At 47.2% G+C, this 16,955-nt stretch carries 12 protein-coding genes, 2 pseudogenes and 1 riboswitch; of the genes and pseudogenes, 8 read left to right on the forward strand and 6 right to left on the reverse strand.

Annotated features, from left to right (window positions below; translation table 11 throughout):
- Both NQ544_RS01955 and rlmN read right to left on the reverse strand, forming a co-directional pair.
- Positions 1 to 936, reverse strand: coding sequence for a DUF4837 family protein (locus NQ544_RS01955; protein WP_006846342.1), 936 nt, complete (start codon positions 934 to 936; stop codon positions 1 to 3).
- 17 nt (positions 937 to 953) lie between these two features.
- Positions 954 to 2,021 (reverse strand): dual-specificity RNA methyltransferase RlmN, encoded by a 1,068-nt coding sequence (gene rlmN, locus NQ544_RS01960; RefSeq protein ID WP_006846343.1) that lies wholly within the window; start codon positions 2,019 to 2,021, stop codon positions 954 to 956.
- A 136-nt stretch (positions 2,022 to 2,157) separates the two neighbouring features.
- Between rlmN and NQ544_RS01965 the strand changes: the two genes are divergently transcribed.
- The gene (locus NQ544_RS01965) at positions 2,158 to 5,940 is read left to right on the forward strand and encodes a DUF4922 domain-containing protein (protein WP_006846344.1); all 3,783 of its coding nucleotides are present in this window, start codon (positions 2,158 to 2,160) and stop codon (positions 5,938 to 5,940) included.
- Between the two features lie 9 nt (positions 5,941 to 5,949).
- A complete protein-coding gene (locus tag NQ544_RS01970; RefSeq protein ID WP_006846345.1) occupies positions 5,950 to 7,275 on the forward strand; it encodes an MFS transporter in 1,326 nt (441 codons plus the stop codon).
- Between the two features lie 53 nt (positions 7,276 to 7,328).
- On the opposite strand, the gene NQ544_RS01975 is transcribed toward NQ544_RS01970, so the two are convergent.
- Positions 7,329 to 7,742, reverse strand: coding sequence for a secondary thiamine-phosphate synthase enzyme YjbQ (locus NQ544_RS01975; protein WP_006846346.1), 414 nt, complete (start codon positions 7,740 to 7,742; stop codon positions 7,329 to 7,331).
- Positions 7,743 to 7,785: 43 nt separating this feature from the next.
- Positions 7,786 to 8,949, reverse strand: a complete 1,164-nt coding sequence (locus tag NQ544_RS01980; RefSeq protein ID WP_006846347.1) for an AAA family ATPase — start codon at positions 8,947 to 8,949, stop codon at positions 7,786 to 7,788.
- Positions 8,950 to 9,246: 297 nt separating this feature from the next.
- Positions 9,247 to 9,358, forward strand: a riboswitch (SAM-I-IV-variant riboswitch).
- Between NQ544_RS01980 and NQ544_RS01985 the strand changes: the two genes are divergently transcribed.
- Complete coding sequence (locus NQ544_RS01985; protein WP_006846349.1) at positions 9,358 to 9,639, forward strand: hypothetical protein; 282 nt, start codon at positions 9,358 to 9,360, stop codon at positions 9,637 to 9,639. It overlaps the preceding riboswitch by 1 nt.
- Before the next feature lie 70 nt (positions 9,640 to 9,709).
- On the opposite strand, the gene NQ544_RS01990 is transcribed toward NQ544_RS01985, so the two are convergent.
- Together NQ544_RS01990 and NQ544_RS01995 are read right to left on the reverse strand one after the other, a co-directional pair.
- Entirely contained in the window at positions 9,710 to 10,564 is an 855-nt protein-coding gene (locus NQ544_RS01990) for a TIGR02452 family protein (protein WP_006846350.1), read from the reverse strand.
- Positions 10,565 to 10,652: 88 nt separating this feature from the next.
- Positions 10,653 to 10,826 carry a hypothetical protein gene (locus NQ544_RS01995; RefSeq protein WP_006846351.1) on the reverse strand — a complete coding sequence of 58 codons (174 nt, stop codon included), beginning with the start codon at positions 10,824 to 10,826 and terminating at the stop codon, positions 10,653 to 10,655.
- 393 nt (positions 10,827 to 11,219) lie between these two features.
- Here NQ544_RS01995 and NQ544_RS02000 point away from each other — a divergent pair, with 393 nt between their 5' ends.
- From NQ544_RS02000 to NQ544_RS02015, 5 genes and pseudogenes are all read left to right on the forward strand, one after another.
- Positions 11,220 to 11,600 carry an ISAon1 family transposase N-terminal region protein gene (locus NQ544_RS02000; protein ID WP_006847878.1) on the forward strand — a complete coding sequence of 127 codons (381 nt, stop codon included), beginning with the start codon at positions 11,220 to 11,222 and terminating at the stop codon, positions 11,598 to 11,600.
- Positions 11,566 to 12,612: pseudogene (locus tag NQ544_RS02005) on the forward strand (ISAon1 family transposase). The gene NQ544_RS02000 and the pseudogene NQ544_RS02005 overlap by 35 nt, the downstream one beginning before the upstream one ends.
- Before the next feature lie 17 nt (positions 12,613 to 12,629).
- Positions 12,630 to 12,890: pseudogene (locus tag NQ544_RS14010) on the forward strand (DUF1016 N-terminal domain-containing protein); the annotation flags it as partial.
- Positions 12,891 to 12,989: 99 nt separating this feature from the next.
- Positions 12,990 to 13,547 (forward strand): PDDEXK nuclease domain-containing protein, encoded by a 558-nt coding sequence (locus NQ544_RS14015; RefSeq protein WP_436286502.1) that lies wholly within the window; start codon positions 12,990 to 12,992, stop codon positions 13,545 to 13,547.
- Between the two features lie 477 nt (positions 13,548 to 14,024).
- The gene (locus NQ544_RS02015; protein ID WP_006846412.1) at positions 14,025 to 16,925 is read left to right on the forward strand and encodes an SNF2-related protein; all 2,901 of its coding nucleotides are present in this window, start codon (positions 14,025 to 14,027) and stop codon (positions 16,923 to 16,925) included.
- The last annotated feature ends 30 nt before the right edge of the window (positions 16,926 to 16,955 follow it).

Below are 16,955 nucleotides of genomic sequence, written 5' to 3' on the forward strand. Positions count from 1 at the left end.
TTATTTTATAGTAGAAATCGCAGCTTCTAGCTGCTTGATTAATATTTTCTTTTTCATTTCGGGCGCATAGACGAAGCCGATGATGATGATTTCATCCCCCGTTTTTCTCAGGCGGATGCGCCTCATCACGTAGGGACCTCCCATGGCGTCGCCCTTCATCTCCCAGAGTCCTTTTTCTGAAAGGACCGGGATTATCATGTACATGCTGTCGGTTTCGCCGGGCATGTTTGTGCGGAGCATGCTGTCAATCTGCTGCTTCTCTTGAGCAGGAAAAGCATCAGAATTGGCTTTCCCTCTTCGTTCTTCCCTCTTCACTTTCATGAGGATGAGGTTCTTCATGCCCGAACTGGCGTTGTTTGAAATCCAGATGAAGTTCCCGGCCTTCTTGCTTGCTTGCATTTCGGCAGGGATGATCATGCTGATGCCGAAGTTCTTCTTTACCAGCTGCTGCATCTCGCGGTTCTGCTTGCTCGGGTTGGTGGAGATGATGGAGGCGAGGTGCTCCAGTTCAGTCTCATCTACGAACTGGCGCAGTTTCTCGGGGTTGAGTTTCTCTCTGAGTTGTTGCAGCGAGCGGGCAGAGATGCGGATGACGGTCTGCGGTGAAGCATTCTCGTTGCGGCTCAGCCTGACTGAGAATTCCGCTGCCGGGATGTTCACTACGATGCGAGTTCTTACGAGCAGGTAGCTGCCGTGGATCTTGCCCTTCTTAACCTGGATGAGCCGGCAGAGCGGTTCGGGTTGGGGCAGGGCAGGCACCTCTTCCGTCAGTATCTTCGTAACGATGCTGTCGGTATCTCCCTCGAGTACCACCTCGTAAGGCTGTCCTGTGCTCTTGGGCAGTTTTCTGTTTCTTCCTCCTCCCGGGCTGCAACTTGCCAGAAAAAGGAACAAAAGACAGCCGGCAAGTAGGATCTTTAAAGATTCTCTAACCATTTTTCCCCCACCTTTCCTTACTTATTCATCTTCTCTTCATCCTCGTGCTCACGGATTTCTCCGATTTTCTTCGAGGTGCTGAGCAGACCGCAGGCGGCGTAGATGTCTTGGCCGCGGCTGGCACGGATGGTGGTGAAGACACCATGCTGGGTGAGGTAATCACGGAACTGCTCCATCTTCTCATCATCCACACCTTGCAGAGGAATGTCTGGAATTTGGTGGAAACGGATCAGGTTGAAGCGGCAGTCAAGTCCCTTCACCAGTTTGATGATGGCCTTGGCATGCTGCATACTGTCGTTTACGCCCTTAAAGACGATGTATTCGAAACTCAGGCGGCGTTGATGAGAGAAATCATAGTTCCTCAGCAGTTCTACTACCTGCTCAATGCCCATGCCCCTTTCGGCAGGCATCAGTTCAGCGCGCTCAGAAGGGATAGGGTCGTGCATACTGATGGCCACATGGCAGTCGCTCTCTTCCAGGAACCGCTTCAGCTTGTTCTTCACGCCCACCGAACTTACCGTGATGCGCTTCGGGCTCCATGCCCAGCCGTAGTTGGCGGTGAGAATCTCTGTGGCGCGCAGCACATTGTCGAGATTATCCATCGGCTCGCCCTGGCCCATGAACACGATGTTGGTAAGCTTGTCCACCTCCGGCAGCGAGTAAACCTGGTTCAGAATGTCGCCTGCAGGCAAGCTGCCCTCAAACCCCTGCTTGCCGGTCTGGCAGAACAGGCAGTTCATCTTGCATCCCACCTGCGAAGAAACGCAAAGCGTGGCGCGGTCTTTGTCGGGGATGTAAACCGTCTCGACAAATTTGCCGCTCCGGGTAGGGAAGAGGTACTTGATGGTACCATCCACCGAATGTTGTGCATCGGAATATCCGAAGCATCCTATTTCGTATTCGGCAGCGAGTTTGGCACGGTTCGCCTTAGAGATGTTGGTCATCTCGTCAATGCTCTTCACATGCTGCTCATAGAGCCACTTCGCCATCTGCCCACCGGTGAAGGCGGGCATGCCTAAGTCCTTTGCCACCTGCTTCAATTCGGCAAGTGTAAGGCCCAAAAGATATTTTTTTTCATTATTCATACTGCAAAGATAGTGTTTTTTGCCGAAAAATTAGTATCTTTGCCACATATTTTAATATAATAAGATAAAATAAAGATAAAAAACACAGATTTAGCCCCCCGAAAAGGGCTGAAGTGAACAAAAATAACGTAAGAAAATGAGAGAAAAAATAGACCTTTTCTTGCCTTGCGAATACATCGACGATGCGCAGAATGCCTTGTCGGTGCTTCATGAGTACAAGACTGTACAGCATATCCACTTCCTGGTGAGTGCTGATTTTGCTGCTCATCATCAGGTGCCCGAAGGATGTACGTTTGTCATCACCGACCGCCTGGAAAGCAGTAACACCATTGCCAGCATCGCTGAAAATACAGATGCTGACTACGTGATGATCTGTACCCGCCACACCACCATAGGATGGGGAAACAACACGCTGGAGCGATTCCTCAGAGTGGCAGATGATACGGATGCCGTCATGGTTTACGCCGACCACTACAAGATGGTGGAAGGCAAAATGGAGAAACATCCGGTAATTGACTACCAGTCAGGTTCTTTGCGAGATGACTTCGACTTTGGAAGCCTCTGGTGCATCAAGGCACAGGCGCTGGCCGACTACATCGCCCAACCCGACCGCGAAGAGTATCAGTTTGCCGCCCTCTACGACCTCCGTCTCTATCTGAGCCGCGTGGGTGAAATCTTCCATCTCAACGAATTCCTCTATTCAGAAGCCGAACTCGACACTCGTAAGAGCGGCGAGAAGCAGTTTGACTATGTAAACCCGCGCAACCACGAGGTTCAGATTGAGATGGAAAAGGTATGCACCCAGCATCTGGGCAAGGTGGGCGCCCTGATAGACACCACCTTCTACCGCCAGCCCGACTTCGGTGAGCAGGATTTTGAATACGAGGCATCTGTCATCATCCCCGTCTTCAACCGCGAAAAGACGGTAGCTGATGCCGTGAAGAGTGCGCTGGGACAGAAGGCCAACTTCAAGTTTAACGTCATCGTGGTAAACAACCATTCTACCGACCGCACCGGCGAAATACTGGATGAACTTAAAGCCGACAACCTGATACAGATTGTGCCGGAGAGAACCGACCTGGGAATAGGCGGATGCTGGAACGAAGCCATCAACAGCAGTTTCTGCGGAAAGTTTGCCGTACAGCTTGACAGCGATGACCTCTATTCTTCACCAAAGACACTCCAGAAGATAGTAGATGCCTTCTACAAGCAGAAGGCAGCCATGATTATCGGCTCGTACCGCATGTGCGACTTCGACCTCAACACCCTGCCACCGGGACTGATAGACCACAAGGAGTGGACCGATGAAAACGGATGCAACAATGCACTGCGTATCAACGGATTGGGTGCTCCGCGCGCCTTCTTCACTCCGCTGGTCAGACAGATCCAGTTTCCTAACACCTCGTATGGTGAGGATTATGCGCTAGGCTTGGCATTTTCGCGCCGTTACCGCATCGGCAGAATCTACGACGAACTCTACCTCTGCCGCCGCTGGGGAGGTAACAGCGATGCAGCCCTCAGCGTAGAGAAGGTGAACGCCAACAACCTGTATAAGGACCGCCTGCGCACCATGGAACTGAAGGCACGCCAGCACCTGCTGCAGGGCAAGGCCGACATTATGGAAGACAGCAGCATCTCGCGTTTCTTCAACCGTCAGCTGGAGGTTTGGACCGATGCGCGCCACCGCTTCCGCGACCTCAAGCATGTAGAAACCCGTCAGTTCTCCGACCAGCTGAAACTGCAGTGGAACCCAGCCCGCATCGTAAGTACGGGCGCCAAGATAGATAAGAAAACCCTGGGCGAGCGCCCTTGTTTCCTTTGCGACAAGAACCGTCCTAAGGAACAGATGTCGAAGCAGATAGACGAGAAATTCCATCTTCTGGTGAATCCGTTCCCGATTCTGCCAGTCCACTTCACCATTCCGGCACGCAAGCATCAGCCTCAGCTCATCTACAAGAATTACGGCGAGATGCACCGCTTCATCAGTCTGCACAGCGACCTGATGGTGTTCTACAACGGTCCGAAGTGTGGTGCATCGGCTCCAGACCATCTTCATTTCCAGGCAGGAACCAACGGCATCCTTCCTCTTCAGACCAACTGGCAGCGTCTCTCCCGCAACCTGACCGACATCATCTCTCTCAATGATGAGGAGAAAATCTCAGTGGTTCGCGACTTCATCGTTCCCGCCTTCGTCATCATCTCGAAGAGTGCTGAGAGCGATGAGGCCCTCTTCCGCCGTCTCTACAAGGCAATGCCTCAGCGTGGCGACGAAACCGAACCGATGATGAACATCATCTCCTGGCGCAAGGGCGAGGAATTCATCAGCGTGGTCATTCCGAGAGAAAAGCACCGTCCGGAAGCCTATTTTGCCGAAGGCGACGCCCAGTTTGTGGTTTCACCGGGAGCACTGGATATGAGCGGACTCATCATCACCCCTCGTGAGGAAGATTTCCGAAAGCTGACCGAGGAGAAAGCCCTCTCGCTGCTGCAGGAATGTGGCGTTTCGGAAGAAAAGATGAACGCCATCATCGCCAAACTGAAAGCATCTAAGGATGCCGAGGATGCAGCCGAAGCCTCTTCCACCTTATATAATAAAGGTAAGCAGCCCGACGTAACGGTGGGCATCGTGAGTGCGCAGAAGATTCATTTCTCGCTCAACAAACCTTATCTTGCCAAGGGCGAAAAGGTGCTGGGCGAACAGGTGGTAGAATTCTCAGAAGGCGGTGTGCTCTGGAACGGCAACCAGTACAGCCAGCTCACCTTCCATCCGCAGAGTGCCGACGCCTCGTTTTCGCTGAGCGATGTAACCATCGGTGTCAATTTCCACTGGGAGCGCAAGGAAACCCAAACTTTCCTGGGCACGCTCCGCTTTGTGGTAGAATCGGATAAGATTGTGGCAATCAATGAGTTGCCTGTAGAGAAATATCTGGAGAGCGTCATCAGCAGTGAGATGAGTGCCACTTCGAGTCTCGAACTCCTGAAGGCGCACGCCGTCATCTCCCGTTCATGGCTCCTGGCACAGATGAAGAAGCGCCGAGAGGTGGCTGAGAACGGCAACAACTTCTTCTCCTTCACCAAGAAGGAAGATACGCTCATCCGCTGGTACGACCGCGAAGACCACACCCTCTTTGATGTATGTGCCGACGACCACTGCCAGCGCTACCAGGGCATCACCAAGGAAACATCGCCCCATGTAGCTGAAGCTATCCGCCAGACCAAGGGACAGATTCTGATGGACGGCGAAGAAATCTGCGATGCAAGATTCTCGAAATGCTGCGGCGGAATAACCGAGGAATTCCAGTATTGCTGGGAGGACACGCCGAAGACTTATCTCACGGCTGTTCGCGACATCGCCCTGGGCGTGGAACATACACTGCCTAATCTGACCAATGAGGAGGAGGCTGAGAAATGGATCCGCTTCAATCGGCCAGCTTTCTGCAACACGCAGGACAAGAAAATCCTGTCAGAAGTGCTCAACGACTATGATCAGGAAACCGTCAATTTCTACCGCTGGAAGGAAACGCTCAGCCAGGAGAAGTTGCAGCAGCTCATCGCCGACAAACTGAAGATGGACCTGGGTGCCATCCTTGACATGAAGGCCGTGGAGCGCGGAAAGAGTGGAAGAATCAGCAAACTCCAGCTCATCGGAACAGAGAAGACCTTTACCATCGGTAAGGAACTCGAAATCCGCCGTATGCTGAGCGACAGTCATCTGCTGAGTTCAGCCTTCGTGGTGGATAAATATGATAAGGATGAAATGGGAGTGCCTCAGCGTTTCGAACTCATCGGAGCCGGTTGGGGGCACGGAGTAGGCCTCTGCCAGATTGGTGCTGCCGTGATGGGCGAGCAGGGTTATCATTATGATGCTATCCTGCTGCACTACTATCAGGGTGCTGAAATTAAGAAACTTTATAAATAGTGATGTAAAATGGTAACAAAGAAAAACAGTCGGAGTCCATGGGCATGGATTCCGACCCTCTATTTTGCCGAAGGACTCCCCAACGTCATCGTAACCGCCCTCTCTGTGGTGATGTACATGCAGTTGGGGCTGACCGATGCTGAGGTGGGTCTCTATACCGGATGGCTCGCCCTTCCCTGGGTCATCAAGCCCTTGTGGAGTCCGTTCATAGATTTGCTGAAGACTAAGCGCTGGTGGGTGCTTACCATGCAGGCTCTCATCGGAGCTGCCCTTGCCGGCATCGCCTTCTCGCTGCCTACCGCCTTCTGGTTCCAGGCAACGATGTGCTTCTTCTTCCTCATCGCCTTCTGTAGTGCCACCTACGACATTTCGGCAGATGGTTTCTACATGATTGAGCTGGATGAACATACGCAGACTAAGTTTGTAGGCTTGCGAAATACCTTCTACCGCCTCGCCATCATTTTTGTGAATGGCTTTCTGGTGATGCTGGCAGGTGTGCTTCAGGTTCTCTTCCGCAACCAGATTCGCTTCTCATGGGCGCTTATCTTTTACGGACTGGCAGGTATCTTCATCGGTTTGTGGCTCTACCACAGCCACTTCATGCCGCGCCCGAAGGATGATGTGCAGACCGACCGAACGGTGGGTGAAGTGGCTCATGAACTGAAGAACATGTTCCGCACCTTCTTCGTGAAGTTCGGATTGGGGGAAACCGTCTGCGTGATGCTCTTTCTCTTGCTCTACCGATTCCCTGAAGCGCTTCTGAACACCATGACCAAGACATTCATCCTCCGTCCTAATTCGCAGGGTGGACTGGGCTTGTCACCTCAGGAATATGGTTTTGCCAACGGTACTGTGGGATTGATAGGTTTGTTGCTGGGTGGAATTCTTGGTGGTATTCTGGTGAGCAGGGATGGAATGAAGAAATGGCTCTGGCCTCTGGTTTGCGCCATCACCTTGCCTGATGTGGTTTACATCTATCTGAGTTATTCGCTCAACAGCAACCTCATCGTGGTTTCCAGCTGTCTTTTTGTAGAGCAGTTGGGTTATGGTCTGGGCTTCACGGTTCTTACCCTCTACATGCTGTTCTACAGTCAGGGAAAGTTCAAGACCTCCCATTATTCCATCTGTACGGGCATCTCCTATCTCGGATTAATGCTGCCGGGCATGGTTTCTGGATATCTGAAGGATATGGTAGGTTACCGTATGTTCTTCATCATCGTGATGGCATGTTGCGCCATCACTTTCCTGGTTACTGCTTTCCTGAAGATTGATCCTAATTTCGGAAAGAAAGAGGAGAAGGAAGAGGATGAAGCGGAATTGGACGCGATAGAATAAATGATGATGTTAACGTAAAAACGAGGATGTGCGAACATCCTCGTTTTTTATCTTTATTCCCCGATAATCGTTGCGATGAGGTGTCGGCTTCCGCCTCCCTCTCTGAATTCACAGAGGTAAATCCCCTGCCATGTTCCGAGGTTTAATCTGCCGTTGGTAATGGGAATGGTGAGCGATACACCCACCATGCTCGATTTGGCATGAGCCGACATATCCGTCGGTCCTTCATCCTGGTGCAGGTATCTTGGGTCGCCATCCGGAACCAGTCTTTCGAAGATACCCTTCAAGTCATGTCTCACATCCGGGTCGAAGTTCTCGTTCAGCGACAATCCGCAACTGGTATGTCTTACGAAGAGATTCAGAATCCCTGTCTTAGGCAGCGCTGGCAGGTTCCTCATCACCTCGTTGGTTACGAGGTGAAAGCCGCGAGGAAGCGGGCGCAATGAAAATTCTACTTGCTGTATCATATCATTCTTTGTTTTTATATTCTTATACTTCTATCTTTATACTTTATAATTCCTTCTTCAGCCATTCACCGAAGAACTTATCGTATAGTTCGTAAGTTCCATCCGTCTCCGTAACAAAATCTTTCTCCAATAATCCCTTGATACCACCTTGTACAAAACTGGCGGAAGGAAGATTGTGCTTCTTGATGAATGCCGATGACATGATGTTTTGAGCCTTGCCAGCGTTGCAGATGGCTAAGAGAAGTTCCTTTTGCTTGGCTGGCAACTGGAAAAGAAGGGCTTCATAGGCAAAAGCACTTTCGTCTATAATCGAGTTGAGCGCCAGTTCCATCATCTTATCATCAGCCAGTTCCCTCGTCTTGTCATCAGCCTTTTCCATCATCTTGTCATTAGCCTTTTCCGTGAGCGAGAAAATCTTATTGAGCATCCTTTGCAGATACCAGGTGATGCCGTCAAAACGGTCGTATATTCGATAAATGGTTTCTCGTTTGATATGCTTCTGTCTTTCCTCGAAAAGACGAGTAGCAAAGTCGGCATACACATCTCTATCAATAGCTTTCAGTGTTTTTATGGAGGTGCTCTGGTAGAAAGGACGGGCATGGCTCAAGAACATTTCCGACATCATATTGCGCTGAGATCCGGCAAAGATGAAACTGGCATTATGGCAGTGCTGGATGTAGGTGCGCAGTATGGCTTCCACATTAGCTTCTCTATAGCTGCTGATGGTTTGGAATTCATCAATGGCCACGATGCAAGGCTTATCTGCGCTCTCTAGATAAAGGAAAATTTCATCGAGCGTTGTGGTTGGACTGGTGATTTCTCCCAAATCTACTCCCCACGAAGGTACGCCATTCATATCGAAGCTGATGGATGAACGGAGTGAGTGGAGGCAGTTAAGAAAATGTTCCACTACTTTGGTGCCTTTAGGTTTCAGACTTTGCAGAATACTTCTGCCTAGTTCCTGAATGAAGTCGGCTAGGGTTTTCGTGGCATAAATATCTACAAGAAATGTATAGTATTTATCCTTGATGCCTTCCTGGGCATAGACGTGCTGCACCAACCCTGTCTTGCCGATTCTTCTAGGTGCAATCAGGGTGATATTATTGCCATTCTTGATTTCTCTTATCAAGTCGATGGTTTCCTTTTCTCTATCACAGAAGTAAGCGTCGGATATGTATCCTCGCAGAATAAACGGATTCTCTATCATTGTATATTATCTTCTTTATTGTCTTTGAATAGTCTTATATCTTTCTGATAATCATGGTGCAAAGATAATTATAATTTTATTATTATAATACTATTATAATGCAAATATAGGAAAGTTTAACCATTTAAGGGAATCTCCTTCAATCAAGTCGAGTATATCTCTTCTAATCAAGTCGGGTATTTTCTTGCTATTTGCTTCCCCGAAAATCTTCTTCTTTAGAAGAAGGAAAAAAAACAAGAAAAATAATCCCGAAAAAATTTGGTGGTTTTAGAATAATGATGTACTTTTGCAACCGAAATCAAGCATTAAGAGTTGCCCAGTTGTGGCACACCAACCGAGTTTCGCATAGAGATAACCACGGTGGTAAAAGAATGTGTAAGTGTTTAACAACTTAAAATAATTATCTTTATGAATCCAAATTCAGATTTAAAGAACAATGAGAATGTAATGGCAGCTAATGCCGAGTCTTCAACAATTAAGGCAGTTAATGCCGAGTCATCAACTGTTGATGCAGGTTATGCCGAGTCAAGAATTTCAGAGTATGCTGCCCGCTTTGCTGCATACAGCGATGAGCGCTTGAAGCAGACCATAGATCACGAGCGCAAGGTTCGTGGTTGGGGCAGCGAGCGCAGCTACTTCCTCGCCGCCCTGCGAGGAGAGTGTGAGAAACGAGGCATTGATTACTGCTAATCAAGCCCCATCTGTGTGAATCTGTGAATTGAAAATCGGCGGCCGAAGGGAAAGCCAAATCTGTGGGAGTTTATGACTTGAATTCCTCGATGAAGGGTTGCAGGTTTCCACCTCTTGGCGAGTTATGGTCTTCAAGGATGGCGAAGGCGATGAGCTTGTACTTGTCCATGAACTCCTTCTCGTCGATGACTTCGTGAAACAGTCTTGCGATATGTTTCGGAGGATTGTGGAAGGCACCGCAACCGAATGCACCTAGCACGATGCTGTCGTGTCCGTTCAGCAAACCGATACGCAGCATCGTCCTCATTTTGTTCTTTGTCAATGCGGCATCTTCTTCACAGATGTTCCCATCTCTATCTAAATCAGGATGATTGATGGCGGCTACTGCTACGAACGACATATAGTAAGGAGTATCGAGCAAGGCAAAGTTATCCTTGGCTCCAGCCCTGAATACGGTAGCGTCTGGCACATAGATGCCTCCGAATCTCACAGGCATCGGATATTGGAACTTGCTTTTCTCCAGACCGTAATCCTCGGCATATTCCGCATAACGATACATTGAGAGAAAGAGGTTGGTGCTGCGGAAGAGGCTCTCCTCCTGAGCCCGGCTTCCGTTCTTCACTCCACCGCCCGGGTTGCGACGGCTTGCCAGGTTGAGAACCACGGGATTGTATCCTTCCTGTTGCAACAGATGACCGCAATGAATGCTGTCGTCATTCTTCACGATAATCTTGGTGGAACCATCTGCAAGGGTAGGTATGTTTGAAGCATCCAGCGGTTTGGTATAGAATCTGCTTCCCTTCAGCATCTTCGTGTTGTCGGGCAGTTTCACTTCCTCCCCATTCTCAGATGTGTAATGTCCCTTCAGTACAATATCTATAGTTTGCTGATACACGTCAGCCAGTTGCCTTCTGTCGTTTATCATGATTTCTTCTGTTTTAAGCTAAGTATCTTTAAATACTTCATTAATCTTCTGCCAATAAGTCACAATACATGAGTTTGGTATTTCTTAATTATCTTAATCCTGATTTGCGTAACATTTCTCTCATTTTTATAATAAAGGGGTCTTTATTTCTATCCCTTTTCGATCTTGAAAGAAATGCTCTTTCGTTTGCTTCCATTTCCTCACGAAAGCGGATTGCATCTTCGCCATGTAAAGTAGGGATTGCTTTTATTGCTGTTGCCATATTTATGTCCTCCTATTAATCAATTTATTATATGTGCTGCAAAATTACAAGTTTTCTTTGTATTCTCCAAACTTTTATATATAAAAAATGTGGTATTCTCGATATTTCTTTGTAAATTTGCCCACATATAAGAATGTAATTTTTTGTATATGAAGAAAATGAATTTGAAATTATGTAACAATAGTGACAATCTGTTGGCTGATGCTCAAAGCATAATAGATTTCGCACGGCAAGAGGCATTCCGCTCTATCAATATTACGATGGTTCAACGCAATTGGTTGCTTGGCAAACGTATTAGCGAGGAAATCTTGGGGTCACTTGCAAAAGCGTGTGGATAGCATAGCACAATAAAAGCAAGCAGGTGTACGTTTATAGAGTAAACGTTAGAAGAAAATGGAACAGTATAGACTCTTAGCGGAATGCCTATTGCCAGCCCGCATGCTTGACTGGTTTGACTTGAAGACTGTACGTGTCGAGAAGAAAGGTGACACACAGGTGATTCACCTTTATCTCGATGAGAACGAGCAGAAACCTGACGACGGAGAAGACCTGCGCCCCAATGGATTTACACGCGAAAGTGTGTTTCACGACTTTCCGATTAGAGGTCAGGAAGTACTGCTTCACGTGCGCCGTCGCAGATGGCTTGATGCAGATGGTCACAACGTGATGACCGAATGCAATCTCATTCAGGAGTCCACCCGCTGCTCAACCGAGTTGGCGGATTTTTTAAAAGAAGCGTTTGGAGACGCGCCCTATAACGGCCCGTTCGTTTGAGGATGACTATCACATAGACGGTGATGAGTATGGCAGAGCCTACAAGGACCACCTAAGCGGCTATCGTGAATGGTCTGAACTAGGCCATGCTGACGAGTGGCTCATCTTCCCGGAGAACATAAGTCCTCACGTCAGCATAGATGAGACATGCTTGTCCACGGGAGAGGTATACACAATAGCCTCGAACAAGGATGCACATGGTCGCAAGGGATGCCTTATTGCTGTAGTCAAGGGCACTAAGGCAAAGGATGTCATAAAGGCATTGATGAAGATACCGTAAGCGTTGAGAATGAGCGTGGAAGAGGTTACTCTCGACTTCTCTGAGAGTATGCACAACATAGTAGAGACATGCTTTCCGAAGGCTATGCGTACGCTCGACCGGTTCCATCATCAGCAGTTTTGTCTTGAAGCCTTGCAAGAGGTACGCAGAGAGTATAGGCGTGAGCAGATGACACTTGATGCCAATGCTAGGGAAGAGCACCGTCTGATGATGCGCCAGCTGCAGGAGAACGATGGTCCATTTGTGGATGAGGAGGGCAATGCCATAAGGCGCAATGCAAGGTACTATCCCGAAAGACTTGAGAACGGAGAGACTCGTGCAGAACTCCTTGCACGCAGTAAGGGGCTACTTATGATGTCACCCGAGAAATGGACAGGCACACAGAAGGAACGTGCAGAAATACTGTTCCGTGAGTTTCCGGACATAAAGACGGCTTTCTCGCTTACCCACTCTCTTCGAATGATATTCTCGCAGAGGTGTACTAAGGAGCAAGGTGCTGTCAGCCTGCATTCATGGTACTCGAAGGTCGGTGATTTCGGCAACAAATCGTTCAATGATATTGCTGCCGCCATGTACGACCGTGAGGATGAGATCCTTAACTATTTTGTCAATCGCTCTACCAATGCATCAGCAGAATCCCTCAATGCAAAGATCAAGCATTTCAGAGCACAACTCAGAGGTATTATTGACCGTAAGTTCTTTCTCTTCAGACTAATGAAGATCTATGCCTAATCCACACACTTTTACTGGTGACCCAAATCTTGTTGGGGGAAAATCGTGCAGAATATGGGCGTGAAGTCATAAAGAATCTCTCGAAGGAGCTTACTAGTATATATGGTAAGGGATTTACTAAGAGTTATTTATATAACTTTACAAGATTCTATAAGACTTTCCCAAACATTTTCCAATCACCGATTGGAAAATCTGAGCTTCTTTCTTGGACCCATTACTGTCAGCTTCTGGATATAGATGATGAGGCTGCTCGTAATTGGTATGCCCACGAGGCATTTGTGGGGACTTGGAGTGTGAGAACGCTTCGTCGAAACATTGCTTCGCAATATTATTACCGTCTATTGCAATCGCAGAATAAAATTGTAGTGGAGAATGAGATGAAAGAAATTACTGCTCCTATGCAAAAGGACAAATTGGAATTTATCAAGAATCCAGTAGTGGCAGAATTTTTGGGACTTGCACCTAATTCTGATTTTTCAGAGTCGCAGTTGGAAGGAAGTATCATTACTCATCTTCAGAAGTTCATCATGGAAATGGGTAAAGGTTATGCCTTTGTTGCTCGCCAACAGCATATTCATACTGATATGGGAGATTTCTATATAGACCTTGTGTTTTATAACTATATCTTGAAATGCTTTTTGTTGATTGACTTGAAGACTACCCAGATATCTCATCAAGATGTTGGGCAGATGGATATGTATGTCAGAATGTATGATGAGTTGAAAAGAACGGATGGTGATAATCCGACGATAGGCTTGATTTTGTGTTCGAAGACAAGTGAGGATATGGCAAAGTATTCTATCTTGAAGGAGAATAAGCAATTGTTTCAAGCTAAGTATTTGACTTATCTGCCAACCGAAGAGCAGCTTCGACACGAAATAGAGCGGCAAAAAGAGATTTTTATGCAACAACAAGCCAATAAGGAGCAGGACTGATAATGTTGTAAATATAAAGATTCTCTTTTGATGCTTCAAGTAAAATTTACTCGGTAAAAGATATTTTGAGGTATTAAGTTGCATATTTCATTTATTTTTTGTAACTTTGCCCTCGAAAGGGGAGAGGTTGCCGCAGGTGGCTGCTCCCTTGTAACATAAGTTGAACAAATAAAATAGAATAATAAGAAACAGAAAGAATAAACTTTAGACATATAACATATTAATATACAAAGCGTTTACGATATTCGGAATACTCTCGAAATTTGGCGATTAACAGATGTATTTCCCAACAATAGAATAAGTGAATGCCTGCGCTATAGCGTGGGCTGAACTTATCTGTTGGGAGGGCCACGCCAAATGCCTGAGAGTATGATAAGTGAAGCTCACGCTTCTTTTGTATCATGCTCTCAGGTATTTTTTGCTTGTGGCTCGTACTTCCAGAATAAAGTTCAACGCTCATAGTTTTCTATAGCGACGATGAAACAGGAAATCCCTTATTCATCTGCGCAGCTCTTGTATTATGCCTGGCAGTTGTCACGCAATAGGGGCGGTGCAGATGATGATAAGTTGACGGGTGTCTTGTCGGAGGCACGTGTCGATCTGAACCCCCATCAGGTGATGGCGGCTCTTTTTGCATTCCAGTCTCCTTTCTCCAAAGGTGTTATCCTTGCCGACGAGGTGGGATTGGGAAAAACGATAGAGGCTGGTATTGTTATCAGCCAGTTTTGGGCTGAACGTAAGCGTCGTATCCTCATCGTTGCTCCAGCTACCCTTCGCCGACAGTGGAGCATGGAGCTGGAGGAAAAGTTCTTTCTGGATTCTTTTATTCTCGAAAAGAAAAAGGGGATTTCTTTGGACCATCTTTCCGATGGCAAGCAAATCTATATCTGCTCTTATCAGTTTGCTTCCAGACAAGCCGAAATCTTGTCGCGCACTCATTGGGACCTGGTGGTTTATGATGAGGCTCATAAACTACGCAACGTTTATAAGGCAACCCCTTCGATGGCTTCCCGTCTGAAATCCGCTTTTTCTGATAGTCATAAACTCCTCCTTACCGCCACTCCGCTTCAGAATAACATTGAGGAATTATATGGTCTGGTAAGTATCATCGATGACCATTACTTTGGTGACTTGAAGAGTTTCAAGGCTCAGTATTGCTATAGTAACAAAAACGATGATATTGCTTTTGGTGATCTTCGCAGGCGTCTTCGCCCCATCGTGCATCGCACGCTTCGCAAACAGGTTACGGAGTATGTAAAATATACTTCCCGTATCCCGATGGCGCAGGAATATTATCCTGCTGTTGAAGAGCAGAAACTCTATAATCAAATCAGCGAGTATCTTCGCCGTGATGATACTTACGGATTACCAACCAGTCAACGTCAGTTGATTACGCTGATATTCCGCAAACTCATGTCTTCCTCAACCTTTGCCATCGGCTATACGCTCAAAACGCTTATCGACCGTTTGCAGACCAAGATTGCTCCATATTCTGCCGATAAACCGCAAGGCTGGTATGGGGAAGATGGAAAAATAGCTATGGTTGCCGAAGATATGTTGGGCGATGATTGGGATGAATGGAATGAGCAGGATGAGAACGAACAGGAAGGAGAAATCCTTACTTCCGATGAGATAGAAGGTATCAAGGATGAAATCAAGGAACTCCAACGTCTATATGATCTTGCCAATAGTATCAGTAGTAATAAAAAAGGTGATTGCCTCTTGTCGGCACTCCATACCGGCTTTCAGAAGATGGAAGAGTTGGGAGCCAACCGCAAAGCATTGATATTCACGGAAAGTGCCCGTACCCAGCTCTATCTGAAACAGCTTTTAGAGGAGAATGGTTATATGGGCAAGATAGTCCTCTTCAATGGTTCCAACAATGATGAAACTTCCCGGAAGATATATAAGGCATGGAAAGAGCGGAATATAGGCACATCAGCCTTTACCCCTTCTTTGTCGGCAAACAAGCGCCAGGCTATTGTAGATTATTTCAGAGACGAAGCCGAAATCATGATTGCTACCGAGGCGGCATCCGAAGGTATCAACCTTCAGTTTTGTTCACTTATAGTGAATTATGATTTGCCGTGGAATCCTCAGCGGGTGGAACAGCGCATAGGTAGATGCCATCGTTATGGACAGAAGAATGATGTGGTGGTTTTCAACTTCATTAACAAGGCAAATGCAGCTGATGTGCGTGTGTTCCAACTGCTTTCTGAGAAATTCCATCTCTTTGATGGTGTCTTCGGTTCGAGTGATGAGGTGTTGGGTAGCATCGAGTCGGGGGTTGACTTCGAGAAGCGGATGCTCAACATCTATCAGCAGTGCCGTACTCCTGAAGAAATCAATGCTGCCTTCGACCTGATTCAGCAAGAGATGGATGCGAGTATCAAGGCAACGATGCAAGATACGCGCAAGCAACTGCTTGAAAACTTTGATGAGGATGTGGTGGGACTGCTGAAGATTCGCCAAGGCAAGGATATGGGAAATCTGAATAAGTTCCATCGCTGGCTTTGGACGATAACCATTGCTACGCTTGGTAAGGAGAATGTAGAAGTGGTAGATGAAACTAATCTCGTTTTTCGCTTGAAGCACAATCCTTATCCTGATGTGGCAGCAGAATGTGGCATGTATCAGATAACTACGCTGCAATCGCAATACATCAATTATCGTTTGTCGCATCCTTTGGCTCAAAAGGTCATTGCTTTGTGTAAGCAGAATGAGCAAAGTCTGCAGAATCTCCTCTTCGATTATAGCCTATATCGTTATAAGGTGGCAGATATAGAACAATGTGCTTATGAAAGTGGATGGCTACAGGCTCATCTTGTTTCTTTTATATCCGAAGGACAACAGGAACAGCACATTGTGCTGACGGCACTTGCGGAAGATGGAACGGCTTTAGGTCAGGAGTTTGCAGAAAAACTATTGAATGTTCCAACGATAAGTACCGGAAATGTTCGTGTGCAGGAGGAAGCAAGCCAGAAGCTGGCTTCCCTGTATGATAACCGGCGAGCAGCCTTGACCGTTCAGATAGAAGAACGAAACAAGGCTTTGCTTGATGCTGAAATCCATCATATCGAGAAATGGGCAGAAGACCAGCAGCTCACTTTGGAGAATGAACTGAAAGACATCAAGGCTAAAATCAAGGAGAAGAAAAGACTTTTGAGTCGTTCGGAGAATGCACAGCAAACATTGACCCTGGAAAAGGAATTGAATACCCTTACTCGTCAGCAGAAGCGTAAGCGAGCCGAAATCTTTAATCTGGAAGATGAGATAGAGGAGAAGCGAGACGGAATGATAGACAAAGTGAAGGCATTTATCCAGCAGCATATTACGGAAGAAGAACTCTTCTGCGTGCATTGGACTTTAAAGAAATGAAACGGAATCAAAGCAAAAATAATATAACTA

This window comes from Segatella copri DSM 18205, from assembly GCF_025151535.1.
GTDB lineage: Bacteria > Bacteroidota > Bacteroidia > Bacteroidales > Bacteroidaceae > Prevotella > Prevotella copri.

Coding starts and splice junctions, on each gene's coding strand:
- NQ544_RS01955 (WP_006846342.1), bottom strand. CDS start 936: ATGGTTAGAGAATCTTTAAAGATCCTACTTGCCGGCTGTCTTTTGTTC.
- rlmN (WP_006846343.1), bottom strand. CDS start 2,021: ATGAATAATGAAAAAAAATATCTTTTGGGCCTTACACTTGCCGAATTG.
- NQ544_RS01965 (WP_006846344.1), top strand. CDS start 2,158: ATGAGAGAAAAAATAGACCTTTTCTTGCCTTGCGAATACATCGACGAT.
- NQ544_RS01970 (WP_006846345.1), top strand. CDS start 5,950: ATGGTAACAAAGAAAAACAGTCGGAGTCCATGGGCATGGATTCCGACC.
- NQ544_RS01975 (WP_006846346.1), bottom strand. CDS start 7,742: ATGATACAGCAAGTAGAATTTTCATTGCGCCCGCTTCCTCGCGGCTTT.
- NQ544_RS01980 (WP_006846347.1), bottom strand. CDS start 8,949: ATGATAGAGAATCCGTTTATTCTGCGAGGATACATATCCGACGCTTAC.
- NQ544_RS01985 (WP_006846349.1), top strand. CDS start 9,358: ATGAATCCAAATTCAGATTTAAAGAACAATGAGAATGTAATGGCAGCT.
- NQ544_RS01990 (WP_006846350.1), bottom strand. CDS start 10,564: ATGATAAACGACAGAAGGCAACTGGCTGACGTGTATCAGCAAACTATA.
- NQ544_RS01995 (WP_006846351.1), bottom strand. CDS start 10,826: ATGGCAACAGCAATAAAAGCAATCCCTACTTTACATGGCGAAGATGCA.
- NQ544_RS02000 (WP_006847878.1), top strand. CDS start 11,220: ATGGAACAGTATAGACTCTTAGCGGAATGCCTATTGCCAGCCCGCATG.
- NQ544_RS14015 (WP_436286502.1), top strand. CDS start 12,990: ATGAAAGAAATTACTGCTCCTATGCAAAAGGACAAATTGGAATTTATC.
- NQ544_RS02015 (WP_006846412.1), top strand. CDS start 14,025: ATGAAACAGGAAATCCCTTATTCATCTGCGCAGCTCTTGTATTATGCC.